The 16520-nt window shown below is 71.8% G+C and carries 15 protein-coding genes; all 15 read right to left on the bottom strand.

Translation table 11 applies throughout. The annotated features are described in order from the left end of the window. Positions 1-32: 32 nt before the first annotated feature. The 15 genes from AB0300_RS05420 to pyrR all read right to left on the bottom strand — a co-directional run bounded on the left by AB0300_RS05420 (position 33) and on the right by pyrR (position 16514). Positions 33-296 (bottom strand): phosphoribosyl-ATP diphosphatase, encoded by a 264-nt coding sequence (locus AB0300_RS05420; RefSeq protein ID WP_025103484.1) that lies wholly within the window; start codon positions 294-296, stop codon positions 33-35. After that, positions 293-973: a ribulose-phosphate 3-epimerase gene (rpe, locus tag AB0300_RS05415; RefSeq protein ID WP_025103485.1), complete on the bottom strand. Its 681-nt coding sequence runs from the start codon at positions 971-973 to the stop codon at positions 293-295. Before rpe ends, AB0300_RS05420 begins: the two co-directional genes overlap by 4 nt. 4 nt (positions 974-977) lie before the next feature. Then, a complete protein-coding gene (locus AB0300_RS05410) occupies positions 978-2345 on the bottom strand; it encodes a transcription antitermination factor NusB (RefSeq protein WP_366215590.1) in 1368 nt (455 codons plus the stop codon). Between the two features lie 98 nt (positions 2346-2443). After that, positions 2444-3364 carry a methionyl-tRNA formyltransferase gene (fmt, locus tag AB0300_RS05405; RefSeq protein WP_126893173.1) on the bottom strand — a complete coding sequence of 307 codons (921 nt, stop codon included), beginning with the start codon at positions 3362-3364 and terminating at the stop codon, positions 2444-2446. Between the two features lie 18 nt (positions 3365-3382). Beyond that, entirely contained in the window at positions 3383-5341 is a 1959-nt protein-coding gene (locus AB0300_RS05400; protein ID WP_366215659.1) for a primosomal protein N', read from the bottom strand. 16 nt (positions 5342-5357) lie between these two features. Next, on the bottom strand, positions 5358-6551 hold the full coding sequence (metK, locus tag AB0300_RS05395) for a methionine adenosyltransferase (RefSeq protein WP_105949851.1): 1194 nt from the start codon (positions 6549-6551) through the stop codon (positions 5358-5360). Positions 6552-6639: 88 nt separating this feature from the next. After that, positions 6640-6894, bottom strand: a complete 255-nt coding sequence (gene rpoZ, locus AB0300_RS05390) for a DNA-directed RNA polymerase subunit omega (RefSeq protein ID WP_025103490.1) — start codon at positions 6892-6894, stop codon at positions 6640-6642. A 109-nt stretch (positions 6895-7003) separates the two neighbouring features. Beyond that, a complete protein-coding gene (gene gmk / locus AB0300_RS05385; RefSeq protein ID WP_025103491.1) occupies positions 7004-7915 on the bottom strand; it encodes a guanylate kinase in 912 nt (303 codons plus the stop codon). Then, positions 7908-8753 (bottom strand): orotidine-5'-phosphate decarboxylase, encoded by an 846-nt coding sequence (gene pyrF / locus AB0300_RS05380; protein WP_366215589.1) that lies wholly within the window; start codon positions 8751-8753, stop codon positions 7908-7910. The genes gmk and pyrF overlap by 8 nt, the downstream gene beginning before the upstream one ends. Continuing rightward, positions 8750-12037 carry a carbamoyl-phosphate synthase large subunit gene (gene carB, locus AB0300_RS05375; protein ID WP_085607540.1) on the bottom strand — a complete coding sequence of 1096 codons (3288 nt, stop codon included), beginning with the start codon at positions 12035-12037 and terminating at the stop codon, positions 8750-8752. The genes pyrF and carB overlap by 4 nt, the downstream gene beginning before the upstream one ends. Then, positions 12037-13215, bottom strand: coding sequence for a glutamine-hydrolyzing carbamoyl-phosphate synthase small subunit (gene carA, locus AB0300_RS05370; RefSeq protein ID WP_085607542.1), 1179 nt, complete (start codon positions 13213-13215; stop codon positions 12037-12039). Before carA ends, carB begins: the two co-directional genes overlap by 1 nt. Beyond that, complete coding sequence (locus AB0300_RS05365) at positions 13212-13724, bottom strand: hypothetical protein (RefSeq protein ID WP_062634504.1); 513 nt, start codon at positions 13722-13724, stop codon at positions 13212-13214. Before AB0300_RS05365 ends, carA begins: the two co-directional genes overlap by 4 nt. Beyond that, the gene (locus tag AB0300_RS05360) at positions 13721-15025 is read right to left on the bottom strand and encodes a dihydroorotase (RefSeq protein WP_085607544.1); all 1305 of its coding nucleotides are present in this window, start codon (positions 15023-15025) and stop codon (positions 13721-13723) included. Before AB0300_RS05360 ends, AB0300_RS05365 begins: the two co-directional genes overlap by 4 nt. Continuing rightward, entirely contained in the window at positions 15022-15987 is a 966-nt protein-coding gene (locus AB0300_RS05355) for an aspartate carbamoyltransferase catalytic subunit (protein ID WP_025103497.1), read from the bottom strand. The genes AB0300_RS05360 and AB0300_RS05355 overlap by 4 nt, the downstream gene beginning before the upstream one ends. After that, entirely contained in the window at positions 15984-16514 is a 531-nt protein-coding gene (pyrR, locus tag AB0300_RS05350) for a bifunctional pyr operon transcriptional regulator/uracil phosphoribosyltransferase PyrR (RefSeq protein ID WP_025103498.1), read from the bottom strand. The genes AB0300_RS05355 and pyrR overlap by 4 nt, the downstream gene beginning before the upstream one ends. Positions 16515-16520: the final 6 nt, after the last annotated feature.

Here is a 16520-nt window from a genome sequence, read left to right as displayed (position 1 = left end):
CTTTCAGTTCGAAGGAGTGGGACCGGAGCGCATCACAGATGTCGGTAGACGTCCTGCAGGGTGAGGCCCTTCGCGAGCATCATCACCTGCAGGTGGTAGAGGAGCTGGGAGATCTCCTCGGCGGCAGCGGCATCCGACTCGTACTCCGCCGCCATCCAGACCTCGGCGGCCTCTTCGACGATCTTCTTGCCGATCGCATGCACGCCGCCGTCGAGCTCCGCCACGGTGCCCGATCCCTCGGGTCGGGTCTCGGCCTTGACGCTGAGCTCGGCGAACAGCTCGTCGAAAGTCTTCACCCCTCCAGGCTACCGGCTCGCGCGAGGTCCCTGAGCCGGGTGACGGCCGCCTCCACGTCGTCGGCCCCGTAGACCGCGGATCCGGCGACGAAGGTGTCGGCTCCCGCTTCGGCCGCCTGGGCGATCGTCGCGTCGGAGATGCCCCCGTCGACCTGGAGCCAGACGGACGAGCCGCGGCGCCGCGCCTCCGCGGACAGCGCCTGCAGCTTCGGCATGGTCTCGGGCAGAAAGCCCTGTCCGCCGAACCCCGGCTCGACGGTCATCACGAGGATCTGGTCGAACTCGTCCAGCAGGTCGAAGAGTCCCTCGACAGGAGTCGCGGGCTTGACCGCGACCCCGGCACGGGCGCCGATGTCGCGCAGCCGCCGCGCGAGAGCCACCGGCTCCCCCGCCGCCTCCAGGTGGAAGGTCACGCTCGCGGCGCCGAGCTCGGCGTAGCCCGGGGCCCAGCGATCCGGATCCGTGATCATGAGATGCACGTCCAGCGGGACCGGGCTGGTCTCCTGGATGCGCTGGACCATCTGCGGGCCGAACGTGAGGTTCGGGACGAAGTGGTTGTCCATGACGTCGACGTGCGCGAAGTCGGCGGTCGCGATGCGGGCGAGCTCCGCCTGCATGTTGACGAAGTCAGCGGCGAGGATGCTGGGGTTGATGCGCGGGGCGCGGGGCAGGTCCATGGTCTCAACCTTCCTTCGGGGCGTCTGTCGCCTCCAGCGGGCGCTGCAGGAGTGCGAGGAACATCGCGTCGGTGCCGTGCCGATGCGGCCAGAGCTGAGCGCTGCCCGTCTGCGCCCGCCCGTCGTCGGCGAGATCGATCGGCGACTGCGCCACGCCGTGCAGCACCGCGCGGGCATCGAGCTCGACGAGCTCCGGCCGGATGCGCCGCACCTCCTCGACCACCGCCGTGGTCTCCGCGAGATGGGGCGAACAGGTGACGTACGCGACGACGCCTCCCGGTGCGAGAGCGTCCACAGCCGCCGTGAGCAGGCCGACCTGCAGCGGCACGAGCTCGGCGACGTCCGCCGCGGACTTCCGCCACCGGGCCTCCGGGCGCCGTCGGAGGGCGCCGAGGCCGGTGCAGGGGGCGTCCACGAGGATCCGGTCGAACGCCTCCGGCCGCTCGGCCGCCAGCTCCCGGCCGTCGCGCTCGTGCACGGTGACGTCGCCCGGGACAGCGCGCAGCGCATTGCGCACGAGCCGGGCGCGGGTCGGCACCACCTCGTTGGCTTCCAGGACCGCGTCGTTCTGCCGGGCGACGGCGGCGAGCAGGGCCGTCTTCCCGCCGGGTCCTGCGCACAGATCGAGCCACCGCTCCCCCGTGCGCAGCGGCGTCGCCGCGGTCAGCGCGAGCGCGACGAGCTGAGATCCCTCGTCCTGCACTCGGACCGCACCGTCGGAGGCGGCCAGCGCGAGACGCGGATCGCCTCCCGGAGACGCGAACGCCGTGGCGGCGTAGGGCCGGCGGGGCTCCTGCGGCTCCGCGAGCCCGGGGAGGGCGACCAGGGTGACCTCGGGCGAGACGTTGTCGGCCTCCAGCAGGGCGTCCAGCTCCTCGACGCGCCCCTCGGCGGCGAGGGCGCGCCGCAGCGCCCGGATGATCCACACCGGGTGCGCGGCTCGGAGGGCCAGGCGTTCGTCGTCCGATCGCGCCGCCGCCTCGATGCGCGCGAGCCACTCGCCCGGCGACTCGCGGGCGATCCGCCGGAGCACCGCGTTGGCGAAGCTCGACGCGCCACGCCCCGCCGTGAGGGCCACGAGGTTCACGGACTCGTTCACGGCGGCGTGCGAGGCCACCCGCGTCGCGAGGAGCTGGTGCACCGCGAGCCGGAGGGCGTCGAGCACGGCGGGGTCGATCGCGTCGGCGGGGCGGTCGGCGGCGGCGGCGATGATCGCGTCGTAGGTGCCCCGGCGACGGAGTGTGCCGTAGGTCAGTTCCGTCGCCAGAGCCGCGTCCTGCGGGTCCAGCCCCGCCTCGGCGATCGCCGTCGGGAGGAGCAGGTTGGCGTAGGCGTCGGAGTCCGACACCGCCCTGATCACGTCGTAGGCCACGCGGCGCGCCGGCTGGACCGACCGGTTCGGGCCGCGGCCGTTCCGCGCCCGGCCTGCGTGCTGCCGACCCGAGCCGGGGCGCCGTCCGTCGTTCGCGTTCACGAGCCGGCCACCGGAGTCGCACCCTGCAGACCCCGCCACCAGTCGGCGGCGTTCATGGGGCCCTTGCCCGCGGGCTGCAGCCGGGTGACGGCCAGCGGCGAGGTGGCCGTCCCGATCAGGACCTCCGCTCGCGTGCCCGCCATGGCACCTGGTCGCAGGTCCTCCGCCTCGGCACCGGCGGGTCGCGCCTCGAGGATCTTCAGCCGCTGACCGTCGATCGTCGTGTGCGCTCCCGGCTCCGGCGTGACTCCGCGGAACCGGGCGTACACGGCGTCGAACGGCTCGCGGAAGTCGAGGAGACCGTCCTCGAGCGTCAGCTTGCCGGCGAACGTCGGCTCGCCTTCCTGCGGGACGGCGCGGGCGCTGCCGTCCGCGATCGCGGCGACCACGTCGGCGGTGAGACCGGCGCCGTCGAGGGCCAGAGCCTCCAGCGCCTCCCCCGCCGTGGCGGTCGCCGGGAGCTCGACGGTACGCATCGCGAACACGTCGCCGGCGTCGAGCTCGGGGACGAGCTGGAAGACGCTCGCGCCGAGGACGGCATCTCCCGCGATCAGAGCTCGCTGCACCGGCGCGGCTCCGCGCCAGGCCGGCAGGAGCGAGAAGTGCAGGTTGATCCACCCGGCATCCGGCACCGACAGGAGCGGCTCGCGCACGAGCCCGCCGTACGCGACGATCACGCCGAGCTCCGGGCGCAGGGCCGAGATCTCCGTCGTCACCGCCTCGTCCAGCCGGGCAGCGTGGATGACCGGCAGGCCGAGCTCCACCGCAGCCTGAGCGACCGGCGACGGGGTCAGCACACGCTTGCGCCCGAGGGGGGCGTCGGGGCGCGTCACCACGGCGACGATGTCGTGCTCGGCGGCGAGGCGTCGCAGAGTGGGGACCGCGGCGGCGGGAGTGCCGGCGAAGACGAGGCGCATGAAGGTTCTCCGGAAGGGTCAGAGTTCTGGATCGAGGATATCGAGGCGGACCGAGAGCGTGCTGCGGGCGGCCTTGGTCCGGCCTCGGCGGCCGCTCACCGCCTCCGCCACGACGGCAGCACGGAGGGTGGTCGCGACGCGACTCCCCGCGCCGTAGTCGAAGCGCACGAGCGCCCGTACGCGGGGCGGGACGTCATCCGATTCGACGGGGACGGGACCGAGCACCGCGTCGGAGGGCAGCGAGAGTTCGGACAGGGCCTCCAGAGCGCGCGCCACGGCGGCGGACGAGCCTTCCACGAGCGCGACGCGCGCGGTCGGCGGCATGTGCAGCGGCGCACGCTGCTCCAGCTCGGTGCGTGCGTAGGCGGGGTGGTTCCACGTGGCGAGGGCTCTGGCGACGGCGCCGTCGACGCCGACGAGGTGGACGGGGGCGCCCGGCGCGGCGAGGGCGGCGGCGTTCGACCACCACCGCAGACACGCTTCGCCGATGCGCAGATCCGGCGCCTGCAGCATCCGCGGGCCGTCGAGCAGGACGACCGCCCGGTAGCCGCCCTCCGCGAGGGGCTCGGCGCCGCGCGTGGCGACCACGAGGGCCGGGCGCGCGTCGACGCGCTCCACCGGATGGCTGCCGTCGGCGACGATGACGCGGACGCCGGGGAAGGCGCGTCCGAGCTCGTCGGCGGTCCGCTCGCTGCCGGATGAAGCGAGCCGGAGACGGGTCGAGGAGCACGCCGGGCAGGTCCACGCCCTGGCCCCACACCCGCACCACCCGCACACCGGGACCGCGCCACGATGGCGGGCGCCGAGAGGACCGCCGCAATGAGGGCATCGGGCGGGGGCCCGGCAGTCGGCGCAGACGAGGGACGGCGCGAAGCCAGGCCGCGAGACCTGGATGAGTACCGGACCCTCCGCGGCCGCGTTCCGGGCGGCGAGGAAGGCCGACGACGGCATGCGCTGGGGCGTCGGCTGCTCCATCTCCTGCGGCGTGCTCAGCACCACACGCGGGAGGACCCGCCGGGTCGCGCGGACATCCCGCAGCCAGCCGTGCACGACGAGCCGCTCGACCTCGGTCGTCCGCGTGTGACCGGCGAAGAGCAGGGCCGAGCCCTCCGCCTCCTGCCGCAGCAGCGCCGCGTCCCGGGCGTGGACGTAGGGTGCGAGCGGCTCGCCCAGCAGGCTGTCGCCGTCGTCCCACAGCGCCACGAGACCGGCGACGACAGGGGCGTACACGGCGGACCTGTTCCCGACGACGATGCAGGGCGCGTCCTCGAGCGTGCGCAGGAAGGAGCGATAGCGATCCGGGTTCGGCTGTCGGGAGTCGTACCGCGCGATCGCCTCCGCCGGGACGAACCTGTCGAGGGCGGCCAGCAGCCGATCGAGGTCACGGTGGTCGGGCACGACGAGGATGGTCGACTTCCCCGCCGCGAGCGTCGTCGCGGCGGCAGCAGCGAGCATCCGCGCCCAGCCCGGTGTGTCGTCGCTGAGCTGCGGGATGGCCTCGACGGCCGCCCGTCCGTTCTCGTCGAGCACCGCCTGCAGTCCGTCGTACAGTCCGACGACGGACGCGGCCGCGTCGCGGGCCTCGGGTTCGAGGAGCGGCGTCGGAGCGTCGGCGGTCCAGGCCTTCTCGACCCGCACCTGCCGCTTCGGGATCACCAGCCGCAGCACGTCGGCTGCTGACCCTGCCGCGCGATCGGCGACGCGCCGCGCCAGTCGGTACAGGCGATCCGGCAGTACGGGAACGGCGGACACGATGCTCTCGACCTCGGAGAGCGGCCGATCGGCGTCGTCCTCCACGTCCAGCTCCACCACGAATCCGTCGACCACGCGCCCCGCGGTCCGCAGGGGCACGCGCACGCGGACCCCGGGCTCGACGTCACCGAGCTCCGGCGGGAGCGCGTAGTCGAACAGGCGGTCGAGCTGCGGCAGCGGCGACTCGAGGAGCACCCGCGCGATGCGCCGGCTCTCCGGAGAGATCAGCACCGCGGACCCGTCAGAGCCCGGCAGCGCGCCGCAGCTCCTCGGCCCGGTCCGTCCGCTCCCACGTGAAGTCCGGCAGCTCCCGACCGAAGTGCCCGTACGCGGCCGTCTGCGCATAGATCGGCCGCAGCAGGTCGAGCTGCTCGATGATGGCCTGCGGCCGGAGGTCGAACACCTCGTCGATGGCGCGGGTGATGACCTCGTCGGACACCCGTCCGGTGCCGAAGGTCTCCACGTACAGGCCGACGGGGCGGGCGACGCCGATCGCGTAGGCGACCTGCACCTCGAGGCGGTCGGCGAGGCCCGCGGCGACCGCGTTCTTGGCGACCCAGCGCGTCGCATAGGCGCCGGAGCGGTCGACCTTCGACGGGTCCTTGCCGCTGAAGGCACCACCGCCGTGCCGTGCGGCGCCGCCGTAGGTGTCGATGATGATCTTGCGGCCGGTGAGCCCGGCGTCTCCCTTGGGGCCGCCCGTGACGAAGGGGCCCGCGGGGTTGATGTAGTAGGTGACGTCGTCGAGGTCGAGGCCGGTCGTGGCGAGGACCGGATCGATGACGTGCTCGCGGATCTGCGCCTTGAGGTCGTCCTGGGCGATGTCCGGGTTGTGCTGCGTGGACAGCACGACGGCGTCGACGGTCTTCGGGGTGAAGCCGTCGTAGCCGAGGGTGACCTGCGTCTTCCCGTCCGGGCGCAGGAAGGGCAGCAACCCGCTGCGGCGCACCTCGGTCAGCCGCTCGGCGATGCGGTGCGCGGTCCATGCGGCCATCGGCATGAGCTGCGGGGTCTCGTTGGTGGCGAACCCGAACATGATGCCCTGGTCCCCGGCGCCGAGGCCGTCGAGCGGATCGACCGACGAGCCGTCGCGGTGCTCCTGGGCATTGTCGACCCCGTGGGCGATGTCGGTGGACTGCTCCCCCACCGAGACGCTGACGCCGCACGAGTCGCCGTCGAAGCCGGTGTCGGACGACGTGTAGCCGATGCCGTTCACGACCTGGCGGACGATCGTCGGGATGTCGACGTAGGCGTCGGTGCGGATCTCGCCGGCCACATGCACGAGCCCGGTCGTGACGAGCGTCTCGACCGCGACCCGGGAGGCCGGGTCCTTCGCGAGCAGTCCGTCGAGGATGCTGTCCGAGATCTGGTCGCAGATCTTGTCCGGATGCCCTTCGGTGACGGACTCGGACGTGAACAGACGCAGCGCGCTCATCGATGCTCCAGAACGGGGACGGACGGTGGGAGGGTGTGGCACCCATTCTGGACCGCGCCACCGACGTCGGGGCGGCGCGGTCGTCGAGTTACTCCGCGTGACGCAGGCGGAGCTTGTCCTCGTTGATCTCGTGCAGGGCGATGGTGAGCGGCTTGTCCTCGACCGAGGAGTCGACGAGCGGGCCCACGTTGTCGAAGAGGTTCCCCTCGTGCAGGTCGGAGTAGTAGTCGTTGATCTGACGGGCGCGCTTGGCCGCGTAGATCACGAGCTCGTACTTGGAGTCGACGCGCTCCAGCAGGTTGTCGATGGGGGGATCGATGATGCCGTTGTTGCGTCCGGCCATGGGTGGACCTCCTGATCAGGCGACGGGATTCGCCGCGAAGACGGTGCTGCGGGCGCGCGACCCTTCGACGAGCTCAGGGACCGGCGTGGTGCTCGACCCTGGAATCAGGTCAGCGCGCAGAGCTTGTAGACAAGTCTACGACCTCGCGAGCGGCGGTGGCGACGTCCTCGTTCACGATGAGGTGGTCGAACTCGTTCTGCGCCGCGAGCTCGACCTTCGCGGTCCGCAGCCGGCGGGCTCGCTCCTCGGCGTCCTCGGTACCCCGGCCGACCAGTCGGTGCACCAGCTCGTCCCAGCTCGGCGGCAGAAGGAAGATGAGGGTCGCCGACGGCTCGGCCGCGCGCACCTGGCGCGCGCCCTGCAGGTCGATCTCCAGCAGCACGGTCTTCCCCTCGGCCAGGGCGGCGTCGATGGGAGCGCGCGGAGTGCCGTAGCGCGAGCGATTGTGCACGACCGCGTATTCCAGCAGCTCGCCGTCGGCGATCAGGCGGTCGAACTCGGCGTCGTCCACGAAGTAGTAGTGCACGCCGTCGATCTCGCCCGGGCGTGGAGGTCGGGTGGTCGCCGAGACGGACAGATGGATCTCGGGGTTGTTCTCGCGGATGTGCGCGGCGACGGTCCCCTTGCCTACGGCCGTGGGACCGGCGAGGACGAGCAGTCGGCTGCGCGCCCCCCGGGGCGCAGGTACGGGGAACCGGTCGTCCAGCCACTCCTCCAGCACCCGGCGCTGCCGGGCGCCCAGCCCGCCGAGCCGCTTGACCGGAGAGATGTGGAGCTGCTCCAGCACGCGGTCGCGCTTTCCCGCGCCGATCGCCGGGAGGGCCAGGAGGAAGTCGGTGATGCGCATGGACCCCTCGACCGAGTCAGGGTCCTCCGTCGCGCGATGCAGCACGGCCTGCGGGGTGACGACGCGCATCGTCAGATCCCGCTTGAGCGAGGCCCTGGCGCGTCGTCTCTCGACCGCACGGCGGGCGGCGGCGGCCCTGTCGACCTCGGGGACGGTGCGGCGTTCCTCAGCCACGGCTGACCTCTCGATACTGGGCGGCGCGGTCGGCGATCGTCTCGGCGAGGGCCGCCGGGCCCGCGGAGAGGAGGCTGCGGCTCTCGCTCGCGATCACCGAGGCGGCCTGGGGGCCGAAGCGGCGGGCGAGATCCGCGGGAGTGGCGCCCTGCGCGCCGAAGCCGGGGGCGAGGATCGGGGCGACGGGCGCGAACGGCGCGAGGCCGGCCTCCGCCGCGTCCACGGTGGCACCGATAACGAAGCCGAAACTCCCCCACTCCCCCGCGGGCGTCGCGGCGGCGTTCCGGCGCGACACCTCGGCGACCACGGCCGCGGACACGGTCTCGCCGTCCGCGGTCGTCGCGCGCTGCAGCACGGTCGCCTCGGGGTTGCTGGTCGCCGCGAGGACGAAGAGCCCCTTGCCGTGCTCCTCAGCCAGGGCGAATGCGCCCTCCAGCGCACCGACGCCGAGGTACGGGTTCACCGTCAGGGCGTCCGCCTCCAGAGGCGCACCGGCGGGCAGCCAGGCCTGCGCGTAATCCGCCATCGTCGATCCGATGTCCCCGCGCTTGGCATCGGCGATCACGAGCAGTCCGGCCGCCCGCGCGGCGGCGAGCACGTCCTCCAGCGCGGCGAACCCGGCGGCGCCGTACCGCTCGAAGAACGACACCTGCGGCTTCACGACACCGACGCGACCGGCGGCCGCCTCGACGGTACGGAGCCCGAACTCCCGGACTCCGGCGGCGTCGGCGGTCAGCCCCCACGCCGCCAGCAGAGCGGCGTGGGGGTCGATGCCGACACAGAGCGGACCGTGCGCCTCCAGAGCGGCGCGGGCTCGCCTGCCGAAGCGTTCCGTCATACCGCGGCCATCCGGTCCTGGGCGTACTCCTGCAGGCTCTTGACCTGGAAGCCCTCGTGCGCGGCGTCCATCCCGCTCACCGCCGCGCCGAGCACGGCGATGGTCGTGAAGAGCGCCTTGTCCGCGGCGACGGCGGCGGCGCGGATCTCGTAGCCGTCCGCGCGAGCGGCACCACCGGACGGGGTGTTCACGACGATGTCGATCTCCCCGTCGTTGATGAGGTCGACGATGTTCCGGGCGCCGGACTCCTGAGTCTCGCTGTACTTCTCGACCACCGTGACGGCGATGCCGTTGCGGGACAGGATCTCCGCCGTGCCCTCGGTCGCCACGATCGTGAAGCCGAGCTGCTGGAGGCGGTGCGCCGGGAGGATCACCGCGCGCTTGTCGGAGTCGGCGACCGAGATGAACACGGTTCCCGAGGTCGGCATGCCGCCGTAGGCCGCGGCCTGGGACTTCGCGAACGCGGTCGGGAAGTCGCGATCGATGCCCATGACCTCGCCGGTCGAGCGCATCTCCGGGCCGAGGACCGAGTCGACCGTCTTGCCGTCGGCGGTGCGGAACCGCTTGAAGGGCAGCACGGCCTCCTTGACCGAGACCGGAGCGTCCAGCGGGACGCGCGAGCCGTCCTGCGCGGGCAGCATCCCCTCGGCGCGGAGCTCGGCGATGGTGGAGCCGGCCATGATGCGGCTGGCGGCCTTCGCCATCGGGATGCCCAGCGCCTTGGAGACGAAGGGCACCGTGCGGCTGGCCCGGGGGTTCGCCTCGATGACGTAGAGCACGCCGGCGCTGATCGCGAACTGCACGTTCAGCAGACCGCGCACGCCGACGCCCTGCGCGATCGCGAGGGTGGCCTCGCGGACGCGGTCGACGTCGCTGCGGCCGAGCGAGACCGGCGGCAGCGTGCAGCTCGAGTCACCGGAGTGGATGCCGGCTTCCTCCAGATGCTCCATGACGCCGCCGATGAAGAGGTCGGTGCCGTCGTACAGGGCGTCCACATCGAGCTCGATCGCGTCGTCGAGGAAGCGGTCGACCAGGAGCGGCTTGCCCTCCTCGATCACGACCTCACCGGCGGTCCGCACGAAGTAGTCACGCAGCGCGTCGGTGCCGTAGACGATCTCCATGCCGCGACCGCCGAGCACGAAGCTCGGGCGCACGAGCACCGGGTAGCCGATCTCCTCGGCGATGCGCACCGCGCCCTCCACGTCGATCGCCGTGCCGTTGCGCGGCGCGAGGAGTCCGGCCTCGTCGAGCAGGCGCGAGAACAGCTCGCGCTCCTCGGCCAGGTCGATGGCTTCCGGGCTCGTCCCCAGGACCGTGTAGCCGGCCGCCTCGATGCCCTTCGCGAGCCCGAGCGGGGTCTGCCCGCCGAGCTGGCAGACGACGCCGAGGATGGTGCCGCTCGCCGCCTCCGCGTCCAGGACCTCCAGCACGTCCTCGAGCGTCAGCGGCTCGAAGTACAGCCGGTCGGACGTGTCGTAGTCGGTCGACACGGTCTCCGGGTTGCAGTTGATCATCACGGTCTCGAAGCCCGCGTCGGACAGCGCGAACGAGGCGTGCACGCAGGAGTAGTCGAACTCGACGCCCTGACCGATGCGGTTCGGGCCGGAGCCGATGATCACGACCTTGGTGCGGTCGGACGGCGCGACCTCGGTCTCGGCGTCGTAGCTCGAGTAGTGGTACGGCGTCAGCGCGGGGAACTCCCCTGCGCAGGTGTCGACCGTCTTGTAGACCGGGCGGATGCCGAGGCCGTGGCGCACGCCGCGGATCTCGGCCTCGCTCTCGCCGCGGAGCTGGGCGATCTGCACGTCGGAGAATCCGTGCTCCTTGGCGTAGCGCAGAGTCGCGTCGTCCAGCTCGCCGGCGGTGCGGACGACCTCGGCGACCTCGTTGATGAGGACGATCTGGTCGAGGAACCAGGGGTCGATGGCCGTGGCCTCGAACGCCTGCTCGATGGTCGCGCCCTTGCGCAGCGCCTGCTGCAGGGTGACGATCCGGCCGTCGGTCGGGGTCTTCGCGATCTCGAGTAGTTCCTCGACGGTGCGCGGCTCCTCGCCCCAGTGGAAGCTGGAGCCCCGCTTCTCGAGCGACCGCAGCGCCTTCTGCAGCGCGGTGGCGTAGTTGCGGCCGATGGCCATCGCCTCGCCGACCGACTTCATGGTCGTGGTGAGGGTGGCGTCGGCGGCCGGGAACTTCTCGAACGCGAAGCGCGGGACCTTCACGACCACGTAGTCGAGCGTCGGCTCGAAGCTGGCCGGGGTCACGCCGGTGATGTCGTTCGGGATCTCGTCGAGGCGGTAGCCGAGGGCGAGCTTGGCCGCGAGCTTGGCGATCGGGAAGCCGGTGGCCTTCGACGCCAGGGCGCTCGATCGGGAGACGCGCGGGTTCATCTCGATGACGATGATGCGCCCGTTCTCCGGGTTGACCGCGAACTGGATGTTGCAGCCACCGGTGTCCACGCCCACGGCGCGGATGATGTCGATGCCGATGTCGCGGAGCTTCTGGTACTCGCGGTCGGTCAGGGTCAGCGCCGGAGCCACCGTGATCGAGTCGCCGGTGTGCACGCCGACCGGGTCGACGTTCTCGATGGAGCAGACGACCACCGTGTTGTCGGCGGTGTCGCGCATGAGCTCGAGCTCGTACTCCTTCCAGCCGAGGATCGACTCCTCCAGGAGCACCTCGGTCGTCGGCGAGTCGCGCAGGCCGGCGCCGCCGATGCGGCGCAGGTCCTCCTCGTCGTAGGCGAACCCGGAGCCCAGCCCGCCCATCGTGAAGGACGGGCGCACCACGAGCGGGTAGCCGAGCTGCTCGGCACCGGCGAGGAGGTCGTCCATGGTGTGGGCGATGACGCTCTTGGCGACGTCCGCGCCCGCCTCGAGGACGAGCTCCTTGAAGACCTGACGGTCCTCGCCCTTCTTGATGGCGTCCACCTTCGCGCCGATGAGCTCGACGTCGTACTTCTCGAGGATCCCCTGCTCGTGCAGGGCCATCGCGGCGTTCAGCGCCGTCTGACCGCCGAGCGTCGGCAGGATCGCGTCGGGCTTCTCCTTGGCGATGATCGTCTCGATCACCGCGGGGGTGATCGGCTCGATGTAGGTCGCGTCGGCGAAGTCGGGGTCGGTCATGATCGTCGCGGGGTTGGAGTTGACGAGGATGACCCGGACGCCCTCCTCACGGAGGACGCGGCACGCCTGGGTGCCGGAGTAGTCGAACTCGCAGGCCTGGCCGATGACGATCGGGCCGGAGCCGATGACGAGGACGGAGCGGATGTCGTCGCGCTTGGGCATTACTTTGCGTCCTTCTTGTTCGCGATGACCATGTCGCGGAAGCGGTCGAAGAGGTAGTTGGCGTCGTGCGGTCCGGCCGCGGCCTCGGGGTGGTACTGCACCGAGAAGGCGGGGATGTCGAGGGCGCGCAGGCCCTCCACGACGTTGTCGTTGAGGCCGACGTGGCTGACCTCGACCTTGCCGTAGCCGTGCGGGCTGTCGAAGGAGCCCTCCAGGGGCGCCTCGACGGCGAAGCCGTGGTTGTGCGCGGTGATCTCCACCTTGCCCGTCTGCTTGTCCAGCACGGGCTGGTTGATGCCGCGGTGGCCGAACGGCAGCTTGTACGTGCCGAGACCCAGGGCCCGGCCGAGGAGCTGGTTTCCGAAGCAGATCCCGAAGAAGGGCAGCCCGTCGTCGAGGACCGCGCGCAGCAGTTCGACGTGGTCGCCCGAGGCCGCGGGGTCGCCGGGACCGTTCGAGTAGAAGACGGCGACCGGCTCGATCGCCCGGATCTCGTCGATGCCCACGTCCTGCGGGAGGACGTGCACGTCGAAGCCGCGGGCCGCGAGGTTGTCGATCGTCGCCTGCTTCACGCCGAGGTCGAGCACGGCGAGGTTGCCGATGCGCTCCCCCACCGCCGGGGTGACGGTCGCGCTCTGGACGGACACCTGCGCGGAGAGGTTGAGGCCGGTCATCTCCGGGGCCTCGCGGACGATGCGCAGCTGCTCCTCCGGGTCGAGCTCCGCCTCCGCACCCGAGAAGATGCCGCCCCGCATGGAGCCGGCCGAGCGGATGTGGCGGGTGACCGCGCGCGTGTCGATGCCGCTGATGCCGACGATGCCGTCCTCGACGAGGACCTCGTCGAGAGAGGCGTTCGCCCGCCAATTCGAGACGACGCGCGAGGGGTCGCGCACGATGTAGCCGGCGACCCAGATGCGGCGGGACTCGGTGTCCTCGTCGTTCATGCCGGTGTTGCCGATGTGCGGGGCCGTCTGCAGGACGATCTGTCCGGCGTAGGACGGGTCGGTGATGGTCTCCTGGTATCCCGACATGCCGGTGGCGAACACGACCTCGCCGAGGGTGCGCCCGCGCGCGCCGTACGCGCGTCCGCGGTGTCGGGTGCCGTCCTCCAGGACGAGGACGGCGGGGTCGGGAAGGCGGGCCGCGGAGGCCTGCGGGGAGGAAGTCGAGAGGGTCATGACGAGGCTCCTGTGTCAGGGGCGGCGGGGATGAGCCGCTGCAGGTCGGAGATGAGGGTCGGGAGGTCGCCGCCGGTGAGGCGCACATAGCTGTCGACGACGGTCGTGTCGTCGACGTGCCACGAGATGCGCACGAGCCCGCCGGGCTCCACGACGCGATCGATGGTGACGGTCGCGCGGTCGACGGAGACGAGGCGGTCGGCGGCGAGGAAGACGGTGGGGGCACCGTCGAGGGCCAGCGCGATGCCGCGGTCGGTCACAGCCAGCTCGCCGCGTGCGCGGAACGCCAGCGGGGTGATCGCGAGCCGTTCGAGGGGCTGCTCGTGCCGAGTCGTGGACACGTAGAGCACCTCGTCGCGGCGCGTCACCTCCGCGTGCTCCGGCACCCCGAGCGGGGCCGTGTACGCGGCATCGCGCCGCACTCGTCGTCGCCAGGCGAACAGCATCGAGAGCAGGATCAGCAGCGCGACGGCGATGATGATCGCGACCGCGAGGTCCCGTGCGCTCATGCGCCGAGCTCCTCGACGACGGCGCCGCCGTCGACCGTGAGGACGCCGCCGTGCACGGTGTACTCCACCCTGCCGGGCAGGGCGCGGCCCAGGTAGGGCGAGTTCACGCTGCGCCCGTGCAGGTCCGCGGCGGTGAACACACCGTCGACCGCGGGGTCGTACAGCGTGATGTGCGCGGGCTGCCCGGCGGCGAGCGGCGTGCCGTGGCCGGAGAGCCGGCCGATGCGGGCGGGCGTCGCGCTCATGACGCGGGCGACGTCGGCCCAGCCGATCAGGCCGGTCTGCACCATCGACTGGTGCACGACCCGCAGGGCGCTCTCCAGACCCACCATGCCGTTCGCGGCGGCCTGCCACTCGCACGCCTTGTGCTCGCTGGGGTGCGGTGCGTGGTCGGTCGCGACGATGTCGATCGTGCCGTCGGCCAGACCCTCCCGGACCGCGAGGACGTCCTCTTCGCGGCGCAGCGGCGGGTTGACCTTGAACCGCGCGTCGTAGCCGCGGACGAGTTCGTCCGTGAGCAGCAGGTGGTGCGGCGTGACCTCCGCCGTCACGTTGACACCGCGCTTCTTGGCCCAGCGGATGATGTCCACGGAGCCTGCCGTCGAGAGGTGGCACACGTGCAGCCGCGAGCCGACGTGCTCGGCGAGGAGCACGTCGCGGGCGATGATCGACTCCTCGGCGACCGCCGGCCACCCGGCCAGCCCGAGCTCGGCCGAGACGGTGCCCTCGTTCATCTGGGCGCCCTCGGTGAGTCGCGGGTCCTGCGCATGCTGGGCGATGACGCCGTCGAAGGACTTCACGTACTCCAGAGCCCGGCGCATGATCAGCGGGTCCCACACGCAGAAGCCGTCGTCGCTGAAGACCCGAACCTGGGCACGGGAGGTGGCCATGGCGCCCAGCTCGGCGAGGCGCTCGCCCTTCTGCCCCACCGTGACGGCGCCGATCGGCTGCACGGTCGCGTAGCCGGCGGCCTCGCCGAGGGCGAGCTCCTGCTCGACCACGCCCGCCGTGTCGGCTACCGGGGAGGTGTTCGGCATCGCGAACACGGCGGTGAACCCGCCCGCGGCGGCCGCTCTGGTGCCGGTGAGGATCGTCTCGGAGGCCTCGAACCCCGGCTCGCGCAGGTGGGTGTGCAGGTCGACGAGGCCCGGCAGCGCGACCAGGCCCGCGGCGTCGATCACCCGCGCGCCGGTGCGGGTGATCCCCGTCCCGACCTCGGCGATGACGCCGTCCTCGATGATGATGTCGGCGCCGTCCGCGCCGAGCAGCTGTGCACCGGTGATGACGAGGGTCTCGCTCACAGGTCTCCCCCTCGTTCGTCGTCTCGTTCTCCTGCCAGCAGCAGGTACAGCACCGCCATGCGCACGGAGACCCCGTTCGACACCTGTTCCAGCACCGTCGAACGGGGGGAATCGGCAGCTTCGGAGGAGATCTCCAGTCCCCGGTTCATGGGTCCGGGGTGCAGGACAATGCTACCGCCCGGCAGAGCCGCCACGCGCCGTGCGTCCAGGCCCCACCGGCGCGAATACTCCCGCTCAGTCGGGAAATACGCCGCGTTCATCCGCTCGAGCTGGATGCGCAGCATCATCACGGCGTCCGGCCCCTCTGCGAGGGCTTCGTCCAGGTCGTAGACCACGCGGACGGGCCACAGGGACACGTTCTGCGGAACCAGGGTCGGCGGCGACACGAGCGTGACCTCGGCGCCGAGCGTGGTGAGCAGCCAGACGTTGGAGCGCGCCACGCGGGAGTGCAGCACGTCGCCGACGATCGTCACCCGGAGACCGGAGAGGTCGCGTCCGCGGCTCTCCGCACCGAAGCGACGCTTGCGGATGGTGAAGGCGTCGAGGAGCGCCTGGGTGGGGTGCTCGTGCGTGCCGTCGCCGGCGTTGACGACTCCGGCGGAGATCCAGCCGCTCGTGGCGAGCGTCTGCGGGGCGCCGGAGCCGGGGTGCCGCACGACGACCGCGTCGGCGCCGATCGCCTCGAGCGTCTGCGCGGTGTCCTTCAGGCTCTCGCCCTTGGAGACGCTGGAGCCCTTGGCGGCGAAGTTGATGACGTCGGCGGACAGGCGCTTCGCGGCGGCCTCGAAGGAGATGCGGGTGCGCGTGGAGTCCTCGAAGAAGAGGTTGACGACGGTCTTCCCGCGGAGCGTGGGGAGCTTCTTGACCTCGCGGGACTGGGTGTCGGCCATGTCCTCCGCGACATCGAGGATGCGCAGGGCGGTCGCTCTGTCGAGCGTGCGGGTGTCGAGGAGATGCCTCATTCGCCGATCGTCACCTCCTCGGCGCCGTCGTTCTCGAACAGACGCACGTTGACGCGCTCGGTGCGCGCGGACGGGATGTTCTTGCCCACGAAGTCGGGGCGGATGGGAAGCTCCCGGTGTCCGCGGTCGATGAGGATCGCGAGCCGCACGACGGCGGGACGGCCGATCGACTGCAGGGCGTCGAGCGCGGCGCGGATGCTCCGGCCGGAGAAGAGGACGTCGTCGACGAGGACGACCGTCTTCCCGTCGATGCCGCCCGCGGGGATCTCCGTCGGCTGCGGCGATCGCGTCGGGTGCTTGGCGAGGTCATCGCGGAAGAGCGTCACGTCGAGGGATCCGACGGGGACGGAGACCTGCGCGATCTCGCTGATCAGCGCGGCGAGCCGGTGTCCCAGCGTCACGCCGCGGGTCGGGATGCCCAGCAGGACGAGGTCGTCGGCCCCGCGATTGGACTCGAGGATCTCGTGCGCGATCCGGGTCAGCGCTCGTGAGATGTCGGCTTGGTGCAGCACAGTGCGCACACCCATCAGCCG

The sequence above is a fragment of the Microbacterium sp. NPDC078814 genome, from assembly GCF_040702645.1.
Classification (GTDB): domain Bacteria; phylum Actinomycetota; class Actinomycetes; order Actinomycetales; family Microbacteriaceae; genus Microbacterium.
This window is presented reverse-complemented; position numbering and strand designations above follow the sequence as displayed.